Source organism: Mesorhizobium erdmanii USDA 3471 (assembly GCF_000472705.1).
Classification (GTDB): domain Bacteria; phylum Pseudomonadota; class Alphaproteobacteria; order Rhizobiales; family Rhizobiaceae; genus Mesorhizobium; species Mesorhizobium erdmanii.
On the sequence record NZ_AXAE01000014.1, the window covers coordinates 85,459 to 105,266 of the forward strand.

Below are 19,808 nucleotides of genomic sequence, written 5' to 3' on the forward strand. Positions count from 1 at the left end.
CTCTCAGTGCGGAGCGACAGCCTCGAACATTTTGTCGCCGCCGATCCAGACGCTTCCTATGCCAAGATCGTCCGACAGCGCAACGATATCCGCCGCCGTGCCCTTGGCAAGGCGGCCAAGCCGGTGCGACTGGCCGACCGCCTGTGCCGGATAGAGCGAGGCCATCCGCAAGGCCTCGGACAGATCGACGCCGACGACATTGTGCATGAAGCGCACGGCCGAGATCATGTCGAGATCGGCGCCCGCCAGCGTGCCGTCGGCAAGCCTGAGGCTCCCGTCCTTGCGGTAGATGGTGCGGCCGTTGAGCGTGAACGAAGTCATGTCGGTGCCGATCGTCGCCATCGCATCCGAGACCAGCACGATCCTGCCCGGGCCCATTTTGGCGTCCAGAGCGATCCTGATGGTGGCGGGATGGACATGGATGCCGTCGGCGATCAGCCCGGCGGACAAGGTGCCGATGTCGATCGCCGCGCCCGCCAGTCCGGGCTCGCGATTGCCGATCTGGCTCATTGCGTTGAACAGATGGGTAACGACGGACGCACCGGCTTCGGCGAAGGCGCGGGCCGTGGCGTAGCCGGTATCGGAATGGCCGAGGCTGACGATGACGCCCGCTTTGGCCAATGCCGCGACGCGCGCCGGCTCGACGGATTCCGGCGCGATCGTGGTGAGCAACACCGGCAGCTTCTGCCGCGCCGCGATCAGCATCGCCTGGTCGGCATCCGTCATCGGCCGGATCAGCGCTGGGTCATGCGCGCCCTTGCGCGCGATCGACAGATGCGGGCCTTCGAGATGCAGGCCGAGGAAGCCAGGCACATTCCGCAGCGCCGCCGCTTCGCCGGCGGCAACCGCGGAAGCGGTGATGTCGGGCGTATCGGTGATCAGCGTCGCCAGCAGCGCCGTCGTGCCGAACGGTGCGTGCGCCTTGCAGATGGTTTCGATCGAGGCGACATCGGGATGATCGTTGAGCATGACGCCGCCGCCGCCATTCACTTGGATGTCGACGAAGCCCGGCGCCAAAATACCGCCACCGGTCTCGACGGCGCGGATATCCGAGCCTATGGCGCCGGTAGGCAAAATAGCCTCGACCAAACCGTCGCGCACGACAAGTGCGGCGTCTTCATGCCAGGCGTCACCGTCGAAAATGCGGGCGCCGGTCAGGGCAAAACGATCGCTCATACGGTCTCCGTCACCTTGCGAAGATTGCGCGGCGTGTCCGGATCGAGGCCACGGTGGCGCGCGAAGGCCTCGACGAACACGTAGAACGAAACGATCAGCGTCAGCGGGTCGGTCAGCGGGTGACCGGTGGCGACATGCGGCAGGCGTGTCGCGCGGTTGGCAAGCGCCGATGTGACGAACACCGGTGCGCCCTTGGCCGCCAGTCCGTCGGCGGCTTCGGCTACGGAGGGCTCGGATGCGTCGCGCGCGGCCAGCGCCAGCACCGGGAAGTCGGGGCCGATCAGCGCTAGCGGGCCGTGCATGACTTCGGCGGCGCTATAGGCCTCGGCATGCATGCCGCAGGTTTCCTTGAACTTCAGCGCCGCCTCGTTGGCCATCGCCGCCGACGGGCCGCGGCCGAGGATGAACAGCGACTTCTGTTTCTCGATGGTTTCGGCCAGAACGCTCATCCAGTCGCAGGCGATCGCCTTGCCGAAATGCTCGGGCAAGCGGGCAAGTGCTGCCAGAAGCGCTTCGTCGCCGGTGGAATGCGCCATCAGCGCGAGACCGGCGACAGCGGAATTGACGAAGGTCTTGGTTGCCGCGACGCTGCGTTCGGGCCCCGCCAATATGTCGATCGCATAGTCCGAGGCGCGTGCCAGCGGCGAGTCGGCGGTGTTGGTGACGGCGATGGTCAGCGCCCCGCCGGCGCGTGCGGTTTCGGCCATGGCGACGATGTCGGGGCTCTTGCCCGACTGCGAGATCGCCAGGCACGCCGAACCGCCGAGCCGCAGTTTGCGGCCATAGATCGAAGCGATGGACGGACCGACCGAAGCGACGGCAAGGCCCGCGGTCAGCTCTACGGCATATTTCATGAAGGTAGCGGCATGGTCGGACGAACCGCGCGCCACGGTGACGACGAAATGCGGGTCGCGCTCGCGAATGCCGCGCCCGGCTTCGGCAAGCACGGCGCCGGAGCCGTCGAGCAGGCGGGCGACAGCCTGCGGAATCTCCTCGATCTCGCGCTGCATATGGGTGGTGCTGGAGATCATGGTCGGCCCTCTTCGCTCGGCCCTGTCAGCCGCAGTTCGGCGACGAAATCATAGGCGTCGCCCCGGTAGATGGAGCGGGTGAATTCGATCACCTTGCCGCTCGCCAGATAGGAAATGCGTTCGATGTGCAGGCCGGCGATGCCCGGCGGCACTTCGAGCAGGCGCGCATCGCTGTCGCCGAGATTGGCGGCCGAGATGCGTTGCACCGCCCGCACCGGCCGGTTGCCGGTCAATTGCAGCGCCGCGTAGAGCGAGGAGCCTATGCCCGCCGGGTCCGGCAGCACGCTGGCCGACAGCGAGGCGCGTTCGATCGCCAGCGGCGTGTCGTTGGCGATGCGCAGGCGCGCCACGCGCGCCACCAGTTCGCTCGACGACAGGCCGAGCACCATCATCTCGTCGGGCGAGGGGGCATAGAGGCCGCGGTCGAGCCAGGCCGAACGCACCGCCATGCCGCGCCGCGCCATGTCTTCGGTGAAAGAGGTCAGCCGCGACAGCGACTGCTCGACGCGCTCCATGCGCGGCGCGACGAACGTGCCGGAGCCATGGCGCTGCACCAGAATGCCGCCCTTGACCAGGTCCTGCACCGCCTTGCGCACGGTGACGCGCGAAATGTCGGCCTTGGTGGCGATGTCGCGCTCGGAAGGCAGCGCATCGCCCGGCCCGATCAGGCCACGGTTGACGGCGTCCTCGATGCTCTTGCGCAGTTGCAGATAGAGCGGCGCGCCGCTTTGCGAGGCCTGCTTCAGCGTGGCGAAGATCTGGTCGGCGGCGTCGCTCATCGAGCCGCCTCCGCCTGCCTGGTGAAAAGCCGCACCGCCATCTGCACGGCGCCGCCCAGCGCATCGTCGAGCGGCTCCTTCAGCAGCGCATTGTAGCGCGCCGACAGGCGCGGCGCGTAGAGCGGCGCCAGCCCGCCGAGCAGGCAGAGCGGCGCGTCATCGGACAGAGCGAGCGCGCCGAGCGAGGCCTCGACATCGCCGACCGCCTTGTCGACGATCCAGTTGGCGACGGCATCGCCCTTTTGCGCATGCTCGAACACTTTGGGCGCGAAGCCGCCGAAGTCGCCCGGCTTGGCATTGGTGGTGAACTCGACCACGTCCTCGGGATTGTTGCGGAAGATGGCCATCATCGCGTCGGTCAGCGGCGAGCGTGCGCGGACGCCGTCATGGGCAAGCAATGTCTGCTCGAGCAGATCGCGGCCGATCCGGGCGCCGCTGCCCTGGTCACCGACCTGGAAACCCCAGCCGCCAATGGCGCGCGACGTGCCGTTCCTGCGCGCCATATAGGCGGTACCGGTGCCGAGGATGGCCATGGCGCCGTCACCGGAGCCGACGGCGCCTTCGAGCGCGATCTCCGCATCGGTTTCGACGCGGCTGATGCTGAACGGCAGGATCGCTTCGAGCTGCTGCCGGTAGGTGCCGACATTGGCGCCGGCAAGGCCGAGAATAGCCGGTGTCTGCGGGATCAGTTGGGGGTCCTGCCCGGCGGCGATGAACGCCTGCCGCGCGGCGTCGACGATATTGGACCGCGCCCCGGTGAGATCGGTGCGGATGTTGGCGGCGCCGCTTTTGGCACGGCCGACGACCGCTCCTTCAACCGTTGCCAGGGCGGCCCTGCAACTGGTGCCGCCGCCATCGATGCCGAGCACGAATTTCACGCGATTTCTCCTCCGAGCGGATAATACCAATAAAATACCAATAGCCAAGGGTTAATTTCCGTTTCAAAAAGATTTAGCCGTATTTTATTGAAAAACCTGCATATTTCGTCGGCTCAGCGATTTCCTCCCAATGAATTCGTTAATGCATGTGGACAAGTGGTATTTTTTTGGTATTGTCCTGGTATTGGAGGAACACGGATGGCTGAAACGCGCACCGAAGCGCTTCACAGGAATGCCGAGGGGCTGGATATCCAGGCTCCGGAAGCCATCCTTGTTTCGCTGGCCGATGCGCAGATCGAAGCCGCGAAAGCCGTCCGCAATGCCATTCCCGCCATCGCCAAGGCAGCCGAGATCATCGCCGGCCGGTTGAACAGCGGCGGCAAGCTTGCCTATGCCGCGGCCGGCAGTTCCGGCCTGATGGCGCTGGCCGACGCTCTGGAACTGCCCGGCACCTTCGGCATTCGGCGCGATCGCATCGCCATTCTGATCGCGGGCGGCGACGACGCCTTCAGGACACTGGCCGGCGGCCCCGAGGATGATACCGAGGAAGCTGCGGCCGCCGTCGCCAATGCCGGCATCGGCAAGGGCGACTGCCTGATCGCCCTTTCCGCCAGCGGCACGACGCCCTATGCGGTACGCGCCATCGAGGACGCCGGTCGCCGGGGTGCCGCCACCATCGGCATCGCCAATAACAGGGACTCGGCCCTGCTGCGCCGGGCGCAAACCGCCATCCTGCTCGAAACGCCGCCGGAAGTGATCGCCGGCTCGACGCGCATGGGCGCTGGCACCGCCCAGAAGATCGCGCTCAACATGCTGTCGACCTTGACCGCCGTCCATCTTGGCCATGTCCATGACGGCTACATGGTCAACCTCATGGCCGACAACATCAAGCTGCGTGACCGTGCAGCGCGCATCGTCGCCGCCATCAGCGGGCGGGGCAAGGACGAAGCCGCCGGCCTGCTCGAAAAGAGCGGCGGAGCGGTCAAGACCGCCATTTTGCTCGCCGCCGGCGCCGACAGCGCCGATGCCGCGGAGAAACTGCTGGAAGGGACAGGCCAGAAGCTGCGGCCGGCCCTTTCTGCGATCGAGGGGAACAAGGGCTCTAAAGCCTAGGTTCTCATCAAAACCGAACCTGAAAAAGGTCAACAGGGAGACTGAGCATGACAACGAAACTACTGACGGCACTGCTTCTGGGTACCAGCATTCTCGGCTCGGCCGGGTTGGCTCACGCCGAGGACGTAACGCTCAATATCGAAAGCTGGCGCGGCGACGACCTGTCCATCTGGAAGGACAAGCTGATTCCGGCCTTCGAGGCCAAGAACCCCGGCATCAAGGTGGTGTTCGCGCCATCGGCGCCGACCGAATATGACGCTGCACTCGGCGCCAAGCTCGCCGCCGGCTCGGCGGGCGACCTGATTACCTGCCGCCCGTTCGACAAGTCGCTCGAACTGTTCAAGAAGGGCAACCTCGCCGACCTCTCGGCACTGCCGGGCATGGAGAACTTCTCGCCGGTGGCCAAGTCCGCCTGGCAGACCGACGACGGCAAGGCGAGCTTCTGCGTGCCGATGGCGTCCGTCATCCACGGCTTCATCTACAACAAGGACGCCTTCGACAAGCTCAGCATCAAGGTGCCGACGACCCGTGACGAGTTCTTCGCGGCGCTCGACAAGATCAAGGCCGACGGCACCTACATCCCGATGGCGATGGGCACCAAGGACCTCTGGGAAGCCGCGACCATGGGCTACCAGAACATCGGCCCCAACTACTGGAAGGGCGAGGACGGCCGCGCGGCGCTGATCAAGGGCGAGCAGAAGCTGACCGACAAGGACTGGGTCGCGCCTTATGAGGAACTGGCCAAGTGGAAGCCGTATCTCGGCGACGGCTTCGAAGCCCAGACCTATCCCGACAGCCAGAACCTGTTCACGCTCGGCCGCGCCGCCATCTACCCGGCCGGCTCATGGGAAATCGGCCTGTTCAACACCCAGGCCCAGTTCAAGATGGGCGCCTTCCCGCCGCCGGTCGAGAAGGCCGGCGACACCTGCTACATCTCCGACCATACCGATATCGGCATGGGCCTGAATGCCGCCTCCAAGCATGCGGATGCGGCCAAGACCTTCCTGTCCTGGGTGGCCTCGCCGGATTTCGCCACCATCTACGCCAACGCGCTGCCGGGCTTCTTCAGCCTGAACTCCGCGCCGGTGAAGATGGCAGACCCTCTGGCGCAGGAATTCGTCTCCTGGCGCGGCAAGTGCAAGTCGACGATCCGCTCGACCTACCAGATCCTGTCGCGCGGCACGCCGAACCTCGAAAACGAGACCTGGGTTGAATCGGCCAACGTCATCAACGGCACCGACACCCCCGAAGCTGCCGCCAAGAAGCTGCAGACCGGCCTCGACAGCTGGTATAAGCCGGCGAAGTAAGAGCTCAGGCAACGGAGCCGGCTGGGCGCATGCCCGGCCGGTTCCGGATACTCCGGGCTTCAGACGTGCATCCGTTCAGATAGCGATTGTCGGCACCGCCTCGCGGCCTTACCCTCGGATTACTGGGGAAAGGCTAGCTGACTTGTCGCAGGCCTTCATTCTTGCCGAACCGGGCAAGGATGTCTGAGCCGTGCATCGAGGCATCATCTAGCATCACGATCAGTTGGAACCGAGAGACGGCGGGGACCGAACTCATGGCCGCAGATAGCAGACCGAAAAGACCGTTCCGCTGGCATATCGGTGTCTTCCTGGCGCCGGCGGTGCTCGTCTACACGGCGATCATGATCCTGCCGTTGGCCGGCACTTTGCAGCTGTCGATGTTCCGCAATATCGAGCAGTCCCAGGTCTTCGTCGGGCTGGCGAACTTCCGCACCTTGTTCGGCGATCCCAACTGGTCGGTGGGTTTCTGGAATGCGTTGAGGAACAACACCTGGTTCTTCATCATTCACATGCTGGTGCAGAACCCGATCGGCGTCATGCTGGCGGCATTGCTGTCCAGCCCGAGGTTGAGATTCGCCGCCTTCTACCGCACGGCGATCTTCGTGCCGACCATCCTGTCCTTCGTCATCGTCGGCTTCGCCTGGAAGCTGATCCTGTCGCCTCTATGGGGGGTGGCGCCGCATCTCATGGATTTCGTCGGCCTGAAAAGCTTGTTCACGCCTTGGCTAGGCAAGGAGCAATATGCACTGACCGCGCTCAGCCTGATCTCGGTCTGGCAGTTCGTCGGCATCCCGATGATGCTGATCTACGCCGCCCTGCTGTCGATCCCCGAAGAGGTGATCGAGGCCGCCGAGTGCGATGGCATCACCGGCCTGTCGCAGTTCTGGAAGATCAAGCTGCCGCTGATCCTGCCGTCGATCGGCATCATCTCGATCCTGACCTTCGTCGGCAATTTCAACGCCTTCGACCTGATCTACACCGCGCAAGGCGCGCTCGCCGGGCCGAACTATTCGACCGATATTCTGGGCACTTTCCTCTACCGCGCCTTCTTCGGCTTTCAGTTGCAGGTCGGCGATCCCAACATGGGCGCGGCGATCGCCACGATGATGTTCCTGATCATCCTCGGCGGCGTCTGCGTCTACCTCTTCCTCGTCCAGACGCGCCTGCGTCGGTATCAGTTCTGAGGAGCGAGAGATGAGCACCGCCACCCGTTCGCTGCCCCGCACCATCGGCGCCCACGCGATCCTTTTGACCTACACGGCGATCGCGCTGTTTCCGGTGATCCTGGTGATCATGAATTCGTTCAAGTCGCGTGCCGGCATCTTCGGCGCGCCACTGACGCCGCCGACGCCGAAAACCTTCGATCTGATCGGCTACACCACCGTCATCGGTCAGGGCGACTTCATCCACTATTTCCAGAACAGTCTCGTCGTCACCGTCGCCTCGCTGTTCTTCGTGCTGTTGTTCGGCGCCATGGCCGCCTTTGCCCTGTCGGAATACCGCTTCCGCGGCAACACGATGATGGGGCTGTATCTGGCGCTCGGCATCATGATCCCGATCCGGCTCGGCACCGTCGCCATCCTGCAACTGATGGTGGCGAGCGGGCTGGTCAACACGCTGACGGCGCTGATCCTGGTCTACACCGCGCAAGGCCTGCCGCTCGCCGTCTTCATCCTGTCGGAATTCATGAAGCAGGTTTCCGACGACCTGAAGAATGCCGGCCGCATCGACGGCCTGTCGGAATACACCATCTTCTTCCGCCTGGTGCTGCCGCTGGTCAGGCCGTCCATGGCGACGGTCGCCGTCTTCACCATGATCCCGATCTGGAACGATCTGTGGTTCCCGCTGATCCTGGCGCCGTCGGAAGAGACCAAGACGGTGACGCTTGGCGCGCAATTGTTCCTCGGCCAGTTCGTCACCAACTGGAACGCCATCCTGGCCGCGCTCTCGCTGGCGATCATGCCGGTCCTGATCCTCTACGTCATCTTCTCGCGGCAGTTGATCCGCGGCATCACCTCCGGAGCCGTCAAGTGAGTTCGCAAAATCCCCTTCGCGTTGTCGTCGCTGGCCTCGGCAATATGGGCCGCAGCCATGCGCTCGCCTATCACACCAATCCGGGTTTTCAGATCGCCGCGCTGATCAACCGCTCCGACGTGCCGCTGCCGGACGGGCTTTCCGGCTACGGCATCAGGCGCTCCTTCGACGAGGTGCTGCGTGACGAAAAGCCCGACGTCGCCTGCATCGCCACTTATTCCGACAGCCATGCCGACTATGCGGTCAGGGCGTTGGAGGCCGGCTGCCATGTCTTCGTCGAGAAGCCGCTGGCAACGACGGTGGCGGATGCAAAACGCGTCGTCGCAGCCGCCAAGGCCAACGGCAAGAAGCTGGTGATCGGCTACATCCTGCGCCACCATCCGTCCTGGATCCGGCTGATCGCCGAGGCGCGCAAGCTCGGCGGCCCTTATGTCTTCCGCATGAACCTCAACCAGCAATCGTCAGGCCCGACCTGGGAGACGCACAAGCAGCTGATGCAGACGACCTCGCCGATCGTCGACTGCGGCGTGCACTATCTCGACGTCATGCTGCAGATCACCGACGCTAGGCCGGTCGAGGTGCGCGGCATGGGCGTGCGGCTGACCGAAGAGGTGGCGCCGTCGATGTACAATTACGGCCATCTACAGGTGCTGTTCGATGATGGCTCGGTCGGTTGGTACGAAGCCGGCTGGGGGCCGATGATTTCGGAAACCGCCTTCTTCGTGAAGGACGTCATCTCGCCCAAGGGCTGCGTGTCGATCGTCATGAAGGAAGGTGTGAAGTCGGACGACATCGATACCCACACCAAGACCTCGACCATCCGCCTGCACAGCGCCGCGACCGGCGCCGACGGCAAATTCGTCAAGCAAGACGAGATGCTGTCGATGGCAGGCGAACCCGGCCACCAGGACCTCTGCGATCTTGAACAGGCCTTTGTCCTCAAGGCGATCCGTGAGGATCTGGATCTCACCAAACACATGGACGACGCGGTGAAGTCGCTCGCCGTCTGCCTCGCCGCCGACGAGAGCGTGCGCAGCGGCAATGCCGTGAAACTCTAACGACAGGAACGAAGCCGTGGGCTCGCTGAAGATCGAGAATGTGAAGAAGGCCTTCGGGCCGGTCGAGGTGCTGAAAGGCATCAACCTCGAAGTGACGGATGGCGAATTCGTCGTCTTCGTCGGCCCGTCGGGCTGCGGCAAGTCGACCTTGCTCAGGGTCATCGCCGGACTGGAGGATTCGACCTCGGGCCGCGTGCTCATCGACGGCGAGGACGTTTCGGTCACACCGCCGGCAAAACGCGGCATCGCCATGGTGTTCCAGACCTATGCGCTGTACCCGCATCTGACGGTGAAGAACAATATGGGCCTAGGCCTGAAACAGGCCGGCACGCCTGCCCCGGAGATCGATCGCCGCATCGGCATCGCCTCCTCGATGCTGTCGCTGGAACCTTATCTCGAGCGCCGCCCGGCGGAACTCTCCGGCGGCCAGCGCCAGCGCGTCGCCATCGGCCGCGCCGTGGTGCGCGAGCCCAAGCTCTTTCTCTTCGATGAACCTCTGTCGAACCTCGATGCCGCACTGCGCGTCAATACCCGGCTTGAGATCGCGCAGTTGCACCGGCGGCTCAAGGCAACGATGATCTACGTCACCCACGATCAGGTCGAGGCGATGACGCTGGCTGACAAGATCGTCGTGCTCAACGCCGGCCGGATCGAGCAGATCGGCGGCCCGATGGAACTCTACAATGCGCCGGCAAACGAGTTCGTCGCCGGCTTCATCGGTTCGCCGAAGATGAATTTCATCGACGGCGCCCGTCTCGGCGAAACCGCCAAGACCATCGGCGTGCGGCCGGAGCATCTGACGGTCGATCCGAAGTCCGGCGCCTGGAAGGGCACGGTGGTGCATGCCGAGCATCTCGGCGCCGACACCAACCTCTATCTCGATTGCGAGAAGGCCGGGCTGATCACGGTGCGGATTTTCGGTGTGTATGATGCCGAGCCGGGGGCAACGCTTTATGCGACACCGGATCCGGCGAAGACCTATCGGTTCGGCGCGGACGGGAAGACGCTGAAGTAGTCAAAATCTTAGTTGCGACGAAACTTTCGAAGTTCAGTCTGCTGAATTTCCGTCAACGTCATCGGTCATGTACCCGTCATCTCGCATGCCGGTATCGCCTCCGTAGTAACTACGGAGGCGTGTTGTGCGACTGCATCCAAACGCGTCAGTGTAGGTAATTTCACCCCAAACGAATACGGCGGCCGTTCCATTCGCCAGCATACTGAGATGTTGAGCGGTAAGCGCTTCCTCCCACGCGACCTCGGTCCCAAACGCGCTGCCTGGGCCAGCTATACGGCGAGAGCTCGTCTTAAGATACTCTTGGGTGGCCTCCCTAAGTTCTTTTGCGAGAGGGTAATTGGCTACGGTAATACCAAGCCAAGTCACCACATTGTGTGCTGGCGTGAGCCCAGTATTCCTTATGAGTAGCTGCGCTTTTGGACGCTGGCCAACAACGACGTTTGATAGTCGTTGTTCATTGACAAAAACGTATGCTCGTAGCTGCCGCTCTGCATTTCGATCAGCACTAATCACCAATTTTCGAGTTGCTCGCCACATGAAAATCGTAGCGAACCCCAGAACTATGGTGAAAAGTGCGATGACCAAAGTACCGAAGGCGACCCAGAACTTATCGTGCAATTCAAAGAAAGACACAAAGTCCCCGGGCCAGGTATCCATTTTGCTACACGTCGGCCTTGAACGTCTGCTTCTGCTGGCCGAGGCCCTCGATGCCTAGCTCCACCACGTCTCCAGCCTTCAGGAACACCGGCGGCTTCATGCCGAGGCCAACGCCGGGCGGGGTGCCTGTCGAAATGATGTCGCCGGGGTGCAGCGACATGAACTGGCTGAGATAGGAAACCAGGAACGCGACGCCATAGACCATGGTCTTGGTCGAGCCGTTCTGCATGGTCTTGCCGTTGACGGTCAGCCACATCTTGAGGTTCTGCGGATCGGCCACTTCGTCCTTGGTCACCAGCCAGGGGCCGGTCGGGCCGAACGTGTCGCAGCTCTTGCCCTTGGTCCACTGGCCCTGGCGCTCGGCCTGGAAGGCGCGCTCGGAGACGTCGTGGGCGACGGCATAGCCGGCGACGTAATCCAGCGCGTCGGCCTCGCTGACATATTTGGCCGTCTTGCCGATGACCACGGCGAGCTCGACTTCCCAGTCGGTCTTGACCGAACCGCGCGGGATCAGCACGTCGTCGTCCGGGCCGACAATGGCCGAGCTTGCCTTCATGAAGATGATTGGCTCCGACGGCACGGTGGCGCCGGTTTCTGCGGCGTGGTCGGAATAGTTGAGGCCGATGCAGATGAACTTGCCGGTGCCGGCGACACAGGGGCCGAGGCGAGGCTTGCCGGAAACGACCGGCAGCGACTTCGAATCGAGCTTGCCCAGCATCTCCAGCGAGGCCGGATGAAGAACCGTGCCGGCAATGTCGGCGACATGGGCGGAGAGATCGCGGATCGTTCCATCCGCATCGAGCAGCCCGGGACGTTCGCTTCCCACCTCGCCATAGCGCAGCAGTTTCATGCATCTTCTCCTGATTGCGGCCGAAGCCGTTTCCAAATTCGCTCGGCGGTCTCGATGGCCTGGTCCCTGAGACGGGCGAAACCTATCCAGTGGATGGAGGCCGGGCAAGCATGGATACCTCCTCAGGCAGCCACAAAACCACGATTTTCAGACCCTTTGACCAGCCCCGCCCCCGAGCCTAGATCGACCAGCCGCCGTCGATATTATACGCCTGTCCGGACGTGTAGGTGGCGCCGGCCAGATAGACGGCAAGGTCGGCAATTTCCTCCGGCGTGCCGAGCCGTCCCATTGGCTGGCGGGCGATGAAGGCGGCGCGGGCGGCTTCGTAGTCGCCTTGCGCATGCATGCGGTCCTGCAGCGAGGGGCTCTCGACCGTGCCCGGGCAGATAGCGTTGCAGCGTATGCCCTTGCCGACATAGTCGGCGGCGATCGCCTTGGTCAGGCCGATGACCGCTGCCTTGGTGACGCCGTAGGCGAAGCGGTTCGGCACGCCCTTTCCAGCGCCGGCGACCGACGACATGTTGATGATCGACCCGTCGCCCCGCTCCAGCATGCCCGGCAGCACCGCCCGGACGGTGCGGATCATGGCGCGCACGTTGAGATTGAAGGCGAAATCGAGATCGGCGTCCTTCATCTCCAGGATCGAGCCGGCGTGAACGAAGCCGGCGCAGTTGAATAATACGTCGACCTTGCCGATCTCGGCGAAGCCGGCATTGACGGCCTCGTCGTTGAGCACGTCCAGCTTGCGGGTCTTGATTCCCGACGTCTTGGCGAGTTCGGCCAGCAGCGTCTCGTTGATGTCGGTGGCGTGGACGGTGGCGCCTGCCTTGGCGAAAGCCAGCGCGCTCGCCTTGCCGATGCCTTGCGCCGCTGCCGTGACGACAACGATCTTGCCTGCCAGATCCGCCATTTCCTGTCCTCGCCTGCTTGGGTCAAACGCTTTTATCGGCGGCCGGCGAAGGCGTCATGTGCCAGTCAGGCGCCATCGTGCGACCTGTGCCAGTTCACTGATAAAGATGTTTTTTCTCGTTAAAGAACATGTGTCCGGGCGTCAAGCCCGAACACGATCATCATTGCGGCCCCCTGGAAGTGTCAGTCGCCGTAAGGCACCCAGACATTCTTCACCTCGATGGCGCGGCGCAGGAAAGCATCGCCGGCCGCCTCGTCCGATGCCCAGTCCAGGGTGCGGCCATTGCCGCTCCAGACGCGCTTGAGGTTGCCGATGGAGTCTGCCTCCGCCTTAGCGCAGGTCTCGGCATCGGCGAACACCCACAGCCCGTCGACATCGTCATGCTTGGCCAGCACGCCAGCCAGCTCGGCGCTGCGTCCGGTGACGATGTTGATGGCGCCGGCCGGAACGTCGGAATACTCGATCACCTGATAGAGGTCGGTGGCGAGCAGCGGATAGCGCTCGGAGGGCACGGCGACCACCGTGTTGCCCATGGCCAGCGCCGGCGCGACCAGCGAGATCAGGCCAAGCAGGGGTGAGGTATCCGGCGCGACGATGCCGACGACGCCGACCGGCTCGTGCAGCGCCAGCGTCACCGCGCGGGCCGGCGGCTGGTGCACACGGCCTTCGAACTTGTCGGCAAGGCCGGCATAGAGGAACAGCCTTTCGATCGATTGGTCGACTTCCTCCCGCGCGGCCTTGGCATTGGCGCCGGTGAGTTCGGTGAGTCGGGCGGAAAATTCGCCGGCGCGGCCCGAAAGGTTCTCGGCCAGATAATAAAGCACCTGGGAGCGGTTGTAGGCGGTCGCTTCCGGCCAGCCCTTGCAGGCGCGGGCAGCGGCGACGGCGTCGCGGATGTCCTTACGATTGCCAAAGCCGACTTCGCCGGCGAGCTTGCCCTTGGCGGTGGCGACGGCCAGCGAATAATTGCCGTCCGGCCGCACCTGCTTGCCGCCGATGAACAGTTTTGCCGTGCGGTCGATGGCTGAGCCATCGGCCTGCTCGACCGGCTGCGCGGAGGTCGCCATGGGCTTGATGACCGGGCCGAGCGGCAGCTTTGCCGCGAGATATTCGAACATGCCCTCGCGCCCGCCCTCGCGGCCGAAACCGCTTTCGCGATAGCCGCCAAAGCCGCAGGCGGCGTCGAACATGTTGGTGCCGTTGACCCAGACGACGCCAGCCTTCAATTGCGGCGCGACATGCAATGCAAGATTGACATTCTCGCTCCATACGCTCGCCGCCAGGCCGTAGCGGGTGTTGTTGGCAAGCTCGATCGCTTCCTCGGTGTTGCGGAAGGTCATTGTCGCCAGGACCGGCCCGAACACCTCTTCCTGCGCCAGGATATTAGCCGGCGAAACACCGGTGGCGAGGGTCGGCAGGTGATAGTAACCGGACGATGGCAGCGCCGCATCCGGCTGCCAGCAGACGGCCCCTTGCTTGGCGCCTTCGGCGACGAGGCCCTTGACCCGGTCGAGTTGTGTCAGATCGACTAGCGGGCCGATATCGGTGTTCTTGTCGAGCGGACTGCCGACCCGCAGCCGGCTCATCCGCGTCTTGACCTTGGCGATCAAGGCGTCGGCGATGCCTTCCTGCACCAAGAGCCGCGAGCCGGCGCAGCAGACCTGGCCCTGGTTGAACCAGATGCCGTCGACCAGGCCTTCGACGGCGCTGTCGAGATCGGCATCCTCGAAGACGATGAAGGCCGACTTGCCGCCAAGCTCCAGCGACAGTTTCTTGCCCGAGCCGGCGGTTGCCTTGCGGATGATCTTGCCGACTTCCGAAGAGCCGGTGAAGGCGATCTTCTGGATGCCGGGATGGTTGACGATTGCTCCGCCCGCTTCCGGTCCGCCCTGGACGATGTTGACGACGCCTTTCGGCACGCCGGCGCGCTCGCAGATTTCGGCGAACAGGATCGCTGTCAGCGGCGTGAATTCGGCCGGCTTCAGCACCACCGTGCAACCGGCGGCGAGCGCCGGCGCGACCTTCCAAGCCAGCATCAGCAGCGGGAAATTCCACGGGATGATCTGGCCGACGACGCCGACGCCCTTATGGCCGGGAAAATCCCTGTCCAGCGCCTGCGCCCAGCCGGCATGGTGGATGAAATGCCGGATCGCCAGCGGCACGTCGATGTCGCGGCTTTCGCGGATTGGCTTGCCATTGTCGATCGACTCCAGCACCGCAAACAGGCGCTGATGGCGCTGCATGGCGCGACCTATGGCATAAAGCACCTTGGCGCGCTGGTAGCCCGAGGATGCCGCCCATTTGGGCAGCGCCTTGGTCGCGGCCGAAACCGCCGCGTCGATATCGGCCGCACCGGCGTCGGAAACCTTGGCCAGCAACTTGCCGGAAGAGGGCTCGCTGGTCTCGAAGGTCTTGCCGCCGCTGGCCGCCTTCCAGCCGCCGTCGATGAACAGCGCCTTGCCGAAATCGCGCGCGGCAAGCCACGCATCGGCCTCGTTGCGGGCTTCTGGCGCCGGGCCGTACTCCATGGCGCGATAGCGGTCGAGAATGTTCATGGGGTGCCTCCTTCACCCTTCCCCTTGATGGGAAGGGTCGATCGGCCATGCCGATCGGGGTGGGTGCTCAAGCCATTGCGTGGCGGTGATTGGCCGAATAATGCCCGGTCAGATGATGCTCGAGCTGCCGTTCGATGTCGGTCAAAAGGCTCGACGCGCCGAAGCGGAACAGTTCGGGCTCCAGCCATGGCCGGCCGAGCTCTTCCTTCATCAGCACCAGCCAGTCGAGCGAGGCTTTCGCGGTGGAGATGCCGCCGGCCGGCTTGAAGCCGATGAAAAAGCCGGTTTCCTCGAAATAGGCCCGGATGGCGCGCACCATGGCGAGGCCGACGGGCAGCGTCGCGTTGACGCTTTCCTTGCCGGTCGAGGTCTTGATGAAATCGGCGCCCGCCATCATCGCCACCATCGAGGCCAGCATGACGTTGCGCAAAGTGGCGAGGTCGCCTGTGCCGAGGATGACCTTCAGATGCGCGTCACCGCAGGCGGCGCGCATCGATACGATCTCGTTGTAGAGCTCCCGCCATTTGGCGCCGAACACCAGCCCGCGCGGAATGACGACGTCGATCTCGTCGGCGCCGTCGCGCACCGAGGCCTCGATTTCCTGCAGCCGGGTCGACAGCGGCGCCAGGCCGTGCGGAAAGGCGGTTGAGACGGCGGCGACATGAATGCCGGTGCCGCGCACGGCGTCGACCGCGGTGGCGACGAAGGGATGATAGACGCAGACCGCCGCCGGCCGGATGGTTTCACCTGATATGCCGAGGCCTTCGACGATGTCGCGGCGGAACGGGTTGATCGCCTTGGCGCAGAGCCGGCGCACGCGCTCCTCGGTATCGTTGGAATTCAGCGTCGTCAGATCCATGCAGGCGACGGCGCGCAGCAGCCAGGCCGCCTGGTTGTCGGCCTTGATCGAGCGCCGCTTGGTCAGGCTGGCAACGCGGCGCTCCAGCGCCGAGCGGTTGACGCTGCGCACCGATTCCATGAAGCCCAGATCGAGCTTCATGCCGGGATTGCGCGCGATGCGATGGTCCAGCGCCGTCGCTGTGTTGGCGGCGGCGCGGGCCGGCAGCGACGTCACCTTGGTGCCAAGATCGGCTTCGCGGATTGTGCTGCTCATCTCCTGCCCTTTCATTCAGCGACTTGCGCTTGATGTCTTTGTGCACGTCAGTTTTCCGGCACGCACAAAGATAGCCCGTGAAGTCGTGCTTCACGAGTCCTCAAGCGAGGGATAGCTGAAAAAGGCCGCAAAAGCAGCTAGTTTTTGACCGCATGGTCAAAATGCGGGCTTGAGGTGTCGGCAGCAGGCCTCAGCCGACGAAGGCGCGCTCGACGACGAAAGTCGCGGGATGGCTGAGCGAACCTTCCTGGAAGCCGAGGTTTTCGGCCATCTCCTTGACGTCCTTCAGCATATGCATCGAGCCGCAGATCATGATGCGGTCGGTGTCCGGATTGAGCTTGTCGATGCCGAGGTCGGAATAGAATTTGCCGGAGCCGATCAGCGCGGTGATGCGGCCCATGCGAGCCGATTCTTCGCGGGTCGTCGAATTGTAGAGCGTAACGCGGCCTTCGGTGAGCTCGCCGATCAGCGGGTCGCTTTGCAGCGCCGCCACCAATTCCTGGCCGTAGATCAGCTCGGCATTGTCGCGGCAGGTGTGGGTCAGGATCAGCTGGTCGAACTTCTCGTAGGTGTCGGGATCGCGCAGCAGGCTGGCGAAGGGTGCGATGCCGGTGCCGGTCGAGATCATGAACAGCCGCTTTGCCGGCGTCAGCGCATCGATCACCAGCGTGCCGGTCGACTTCTGGCGCATGATGACGGTATCGCCGACCTGGATCTTCTGCAGTTCCGAGGTCAGCGGGCCGTCCGGCACCTTGATCGAGAAGAATTCCAGTTCCTCGTCCCAGGCCGGGCTGGCCACCGAATAGGCGCGAAACACCGGCTTCTCGGCATTGGGCAGGCCGATCATGACGAACTCGCCGGAGCGGAAGCGCAGCGACTGCGGACGGGTGATGCGGAACGAGAACAGCCGGTCGGTGTAATGCTTCACCGAGACGACGGTCTGCGCGTAGACATTGGCCGGTATGGGAAACTGCAGCGGGCGGGCGCCGGCGGTGTCGAAGGCGGATGTGGTGTTCATCAAATCCAACTTTCTGGCCTGACCGAGGACGCGGGCGCCAAACCTTTTCCTGCGCGCCCGGACCGTTCAGGTCCCGGCGTGCTGCTCGCACACTCCAAAGCGGTAAGCTCTTGTGTCCGAAGTTTATTAGTATACAAACGATATTTGCGTCAAGATACCGCCGCGAAACACCTTTCCAAACTGCGCCATATCCGTAGTCCCAGCATTTCGGGTTTCGACAATGAAAGAGAATTTTTCGGTGCGGCCGCCGGATTCCCTGGGCAGCGTCGTTGCCGGCATCGATGTCGGCGGGACCTTCACCGACCTGCTTCTGATCGACGGCAAGGACGGTGGCAAGGTGTATCTGGCCAAGACCCCGACGACGGTCGACAACCAGGCCTTTGGCGTCGTTTCGGCACTCGGCGCCACCGGTTTTGCGATCAATGGCATCGACCTCATCGTGCATGGCACGACGACGACCACCAACGCCGTGCTGGAACGCAGGCTGGCCAGGACCGGCATGATCACGACGCGCGGCTTTCGCGACGTGATCGAGTTGGGCCGGCGCACGCGGCCGCAAGCCTATGGCATGACCGGCACCTTCGTCCCCGTCATCCCACGCAATCTCCGGCTCGAGGTGGCGGAGCGCGTCGAGGCCTCGGGCGCGGTGCGCACGCCGCTCGACGAAGCCGGAATGCGCGAGGCGGTGAAGGCACTGATCGCGGTCGGCTGCGAATCCCTCGTCATCCATTTCCTGCATTCCTACGCCAACCCCGCGCATGAGCGCCGCGCCGCCGAGATCGCCGCCGAACTTTGGCCGAACGGCTACATCACCACGGGTCATGCGCTGCTGTCGGAAGCGCGCGAATTCGAGCGCGGCGTCACCGCCTCGGTCAACGCCTCGGTGCAGCCGATCCTCGAACGCTATGTCGAGCGGCTGCGCAAGGAACTGGCCGCCAAAGGCTATGCCCGCGACTTCCTGATCATGAACGGCAATGGCGGCATGATCTCGGCCCGCTTCGTCACACGTGAATCGGCCAAGACCGTGATGTCCGGCCCGGCCTCCGGCGTCATCGCCGCCGCCTATACGGGCAAGCGCGCCGGCTTCGAAAACCTCGTCACCTACGACATGGGCGGCACCTCGACCGACGTGGCGCTGATCCGCAACGCCGAGCCGGCTGTCTCCAACGAGATCGAGATCGAATATGCCATGCCGATCCACGTGCCGATGGTGGCGGTGCATACGGTCGGCGCCGGCGGCGGTTCGATCGCCCGCGTCGACGCGGCCGGCCTGATCCAGATCGGCCCGGAAAGCGCGGGCGCCAATCCCGGCCCGATCTGCTACGGCCGCGGCGGCCTGTTACCGACCATCACCGACGCCAATCTGGTGCTTGGCCGGCTGGCGCCGAAGAAGCTGCTGGCGGTCGAAAACCCGGTCACCGTCGAGCGCGTCACCGGCATCTTCGAAGAAAAAATAGGCAAGGCCACGGGACTGTCCGGCGTCGAAGCGGCGGGTGCGGTGCTCAGGCTCGGCAACATGAAGATGGCCGGCGCCATCCGCATGGTCTCGGTGTCGCGCGGCCATGACCCGCGCGATTTTGCGCTGTTCGCCTTTGGCGGTGCCGGGCCGCTGCATGCGACAGCCTTGGCACGCGAGCTCGGCCTGCCCCGGGTGCTGGTGCCGGCGCGGCCCGGCATCACCAACGCGCTCGGCTGCGTCGTCGCCGATTTGCGCCATGACTTCGTCAACACCATCAACCAGCCGGTCGCCGTGCTCGACGAAGCCCAGCTTCATCAGGTATTGGAACGGCACCGGAACGAAGGCGAGGAGCTGATCGGCAAAGAAGCGGTGAAGCCGGAGACGATCCGCGTCACCCACTCGGCCGACATGCAGTTCGTCGGCCAGACCCACATCATCAACGTGCCCCTGCCGTCCTCGACGGTGGCCCGTAACGAGCTGCAGGCACTGTTCGAAAAAGCCTATTTCGCCCGCTTCAAGGTCGAACTGCCGGAGATTCGCGCCAATCTCGTCAATCTTAACACCTCGGTGACCGGCGTCAGGCCGGCGATCGACCTGTCGCGGCTGATCGACCCCGCCGGGCGCGCCAAGACGCTCGACGAGGCGCGGCGCGAAATGCGGCCCGTCTGGTATGCCGGACGCTGGCACGACACGCCGGTTTATATCAGGGAAAAACTGCCGCTCGACGCCATCATCGAAGGCCCGGCGATCCTCGAACAGATGGACGCCACCACCGTGCTCGAACCCGGCGACCGGGCTCGCTCGGACGCCGACGGCAACATCATCATCGACATTGGCGAGGCGTGAAATGCCTG

Annotated in this window: 16 protein-coding genes; 7 read left to right on the top strand and 9 right to left on the bottom strand. The window is 64.0% G+C overall.

Annotated features, from left to right (window positions below):
- Window positions 1-3 precede the first annotated feature (3 nt).
- From nagA to A3AU_RS0110895, 4 genes are read right to left on the bottom strand one after another with little or no spacing between them, the layout of a single operon-like run.
- Window positions 4-1,176 carry an N-acetylglucosamine-6-phosphate deacetylase gene (gene nagA, locus A3AU_RS0110880; protein WP_027052839.1) on the bottom strand — a complete coding sequence of 391 codons (1,173 nt, stop codon included), beginning with the start codon at window positions 1,174-1,176 and terminating at the stop codon, window positions 4-6.
- Window positions 1,173-2,207: an SIS domain-containing protein gene (locus A3AU_RS0110885; RefSeq protein WP_027052840.1), complete on the bottom strand. Its 1,035-nt coding sequence runs from the start codon at window positions 2,205-2,207 to the stop codon at window positions 1,173-1,175. The genes nagA and A3AU_RS0110885 overlap by 4 nt, the downstream gene beginning before the upstream one ends.
- Window positions 2,204-2,986, bottom strand: coding sequence for a GntR family transcriptional regulator (locus A3AU_RS0110890; RefSeq protein WP_027052841.1), 783 nt, complete (start codon window positions 2,984-2,986; stop codon window positions 2,204-2,206). Before A3AU_RS0110890 ends, A3AU_RS0110885 begins: the two co-directional genes overlap by 4 nt.
- Window positions 2,983-3,864, bottom strand: a complete 882-nt coding sequence (locus A3AU_RS0110895) for a glucosamine kinase nucleotide-binding domain-containing protein (RefSeq protein WP_027052842.1) — start codon at window positions 3,862-3,864, stop codon at window positions 2,983-2,985. The genes A3AU_RS0110890 and A3AU_RS0110895 overlap by 4 nt, the downstream gene beginning before the upstream one ends.
- Window positions 3,865-4,062: 198 nt before the next feature.
- On the opposite strand from A3AU_RS0110895, the gene A3AU_RS0110900 reads away from it, so the two are divergent.
- The 6 genes from A3AU_RS0110900 to A3AU_RS0110930 all read left to right on the top strand — a co-directional run bounded on the left by A3AU_RS0110900 (window position 4,063) and on the right by A3AU_RS0110930 (window position 10,391).
- Entirely contained in the window at window positions 4,063-4,977 is a 915-nt protein-coding gene (locus A3AU_RS0110900; RefSeq protein ID WP_027052843.1) for an N-acetylmuramic acid 6-phosphate etherase, read from the top strand.
- A 47-nt stretch (window positions 4,978-5,024) separates the two neighbouring features.
- A complete protein-coding gene (locus tag A3AU_RS0110905; RefSeq protein ID WP_027052844.1) occupies window positions 5,025-6,284 on the top strand; it encodes an ABC transporter substrate-binding protein in 1,260 nt (419 codons plus the stop codon).
- A 254-nt stretch (window positions 6,285-6,538) separates the two neighbouring features.
- Complete coding sequence (locus A3AU_RS0110915; RefSeq protein ID WP_027052845.1) at window positions 6,539-7,468, top strand: carbohydrate ABC transporter permease; 930 nt, start codon at window positions 6,539-6,541, stop codon at window positions 7,466-7,468.
- 10 nt (window positions 7,469-7,478) lie between these two features.
- The gene (locus A3AU_RS0110920; protein ID WP_027052846.1) at window positions 7,479-8,318 is read left to right on the top strand and encodes a carbohydrate ABC transporter permease; all 840 of its coding nucleotides are present in this window, start codon (window positions 7,479-7,481) and stop codon (window positions 8,316-8,318) included.
- Window positions 8,315-9,376, top strand: a complete 1,062-nt coding sequence (locus tag A3AU_RS0110925) for a Gfo/Idh/MocA family protein (RefSeq protein ID WP_027052847.1) — start codon at window positions 8,315-8,317, stop codon at window positions 9,374-9,376. Before A3AU_RS0110920 ends, A3AU_RS0110925 begins: the two co-directional genes overlap by 4 nt.
- 16 nt (window positions 9,377-9,392) lie before the next feature.
- Window positions 9,393-10,391, top strand: coding sequence for an ABC transporter ATP-binding protein (locus A3AU_RS0110930; protein WP_027052848.1), 999 nt, complete (start codon window positions 9,393-9,395; stop codon window positions 10,389-10,391).
- A 661-nt stretch (window positions 10,392-11,052) separates the two neighbouring features.
- On the opposite strand, the gene A3AU_RS0110940 is transcribed toward A3AU_RS0110930, so the two are convergent.
- The 5 genes from A3AU_RS0110940 to A3AU_RS0110960 form a co-directional block, all read right to left on the bottom strand.
- The gene (locus A3AU_RS0110940) at window positions 11,053-11,898 is read right to left on the bottom strand and encodes a fumarylacetoacetate hydrolase family protein (protein WP_027052850.1); all 846 of its coding nucleotides are present in this window, start codon (window positions 11,896-11,898) and stop codon (window positions 11,053-11,055) included.
- A 178-nt stretch (window positions 11,899-12,076) separates the two neighbouring features.
- Window positions 12,077-12,808: an SDR family oxidoreductase gene (locus A3AU_RS0110945; protein ID WP_027052851.1), complete on the bottom strand. Its 732-nt coding sequence runs from the start codon at window positions 12,806-12,808 to the stop codon at window positions 12,077-12,079.
- A 182-nt stretch (window positions 12,809-12,990) separates the two neighbouring features.
- Window positions 12,991-15,363: an aldehyde dehydrogenase family protein gene (locus A3AU_RS0110950; RefSeq protein WP_027052852.1), complete on the bottom strand. Its 2,373-nt coding sequence runs from the start codon at window positions 15,361-15,363 to the stop codon at window positions 12,991-12,993.
- A 67-nt stretch (window positions 15,364-15,430) separates the two neighbouring features.
- Complete coding sequence (deoC, locus tag A3AU_RS0110955; RefSeq protein WP_027052853.1) at window positions 15,431-16,477, bottom strand: deoxyribose-phosphate aldolase; 1,047 nt, start codon at window positions 16,475-16,477, stop codon at window positions 15,431-15,433.
- Between the two features lie 190 nt (window positions 16,478-16,667).
- Window positions 16,668-17,495 carry a ferredoxin--NADP reductase gene (locus A3AU_RS0110960; RefSeq protein ID WP_027052854.1) on the bottom strand — a complete coding sequence of 276 codons (828 nt, stop codon included), beginning with the start codon at window positions 17,493-17,495 and terminating at the stop codon, window positions 16,668-16,670.
- Window positions 17,496-17,715: 220 nt separating this feature from the next.
- On the opposite strand from A3AU_RS0110960, the gene A3AU_RS0110965 reads away from it, so the two are divergent.
- A complete protein-coding gene (locus A3AU_RS0110965; RefSeq protein WP_027052855.1) occupies window positions 17,716-19,800 on the top strand; it encodes a hydantoinase/oxoprolinase family protein in 2,085 nt (694 codons plus the stop codon).
- The last annotated feature ends 8 nt before the right edge of the window (window positions 19,801-19,808 follow it).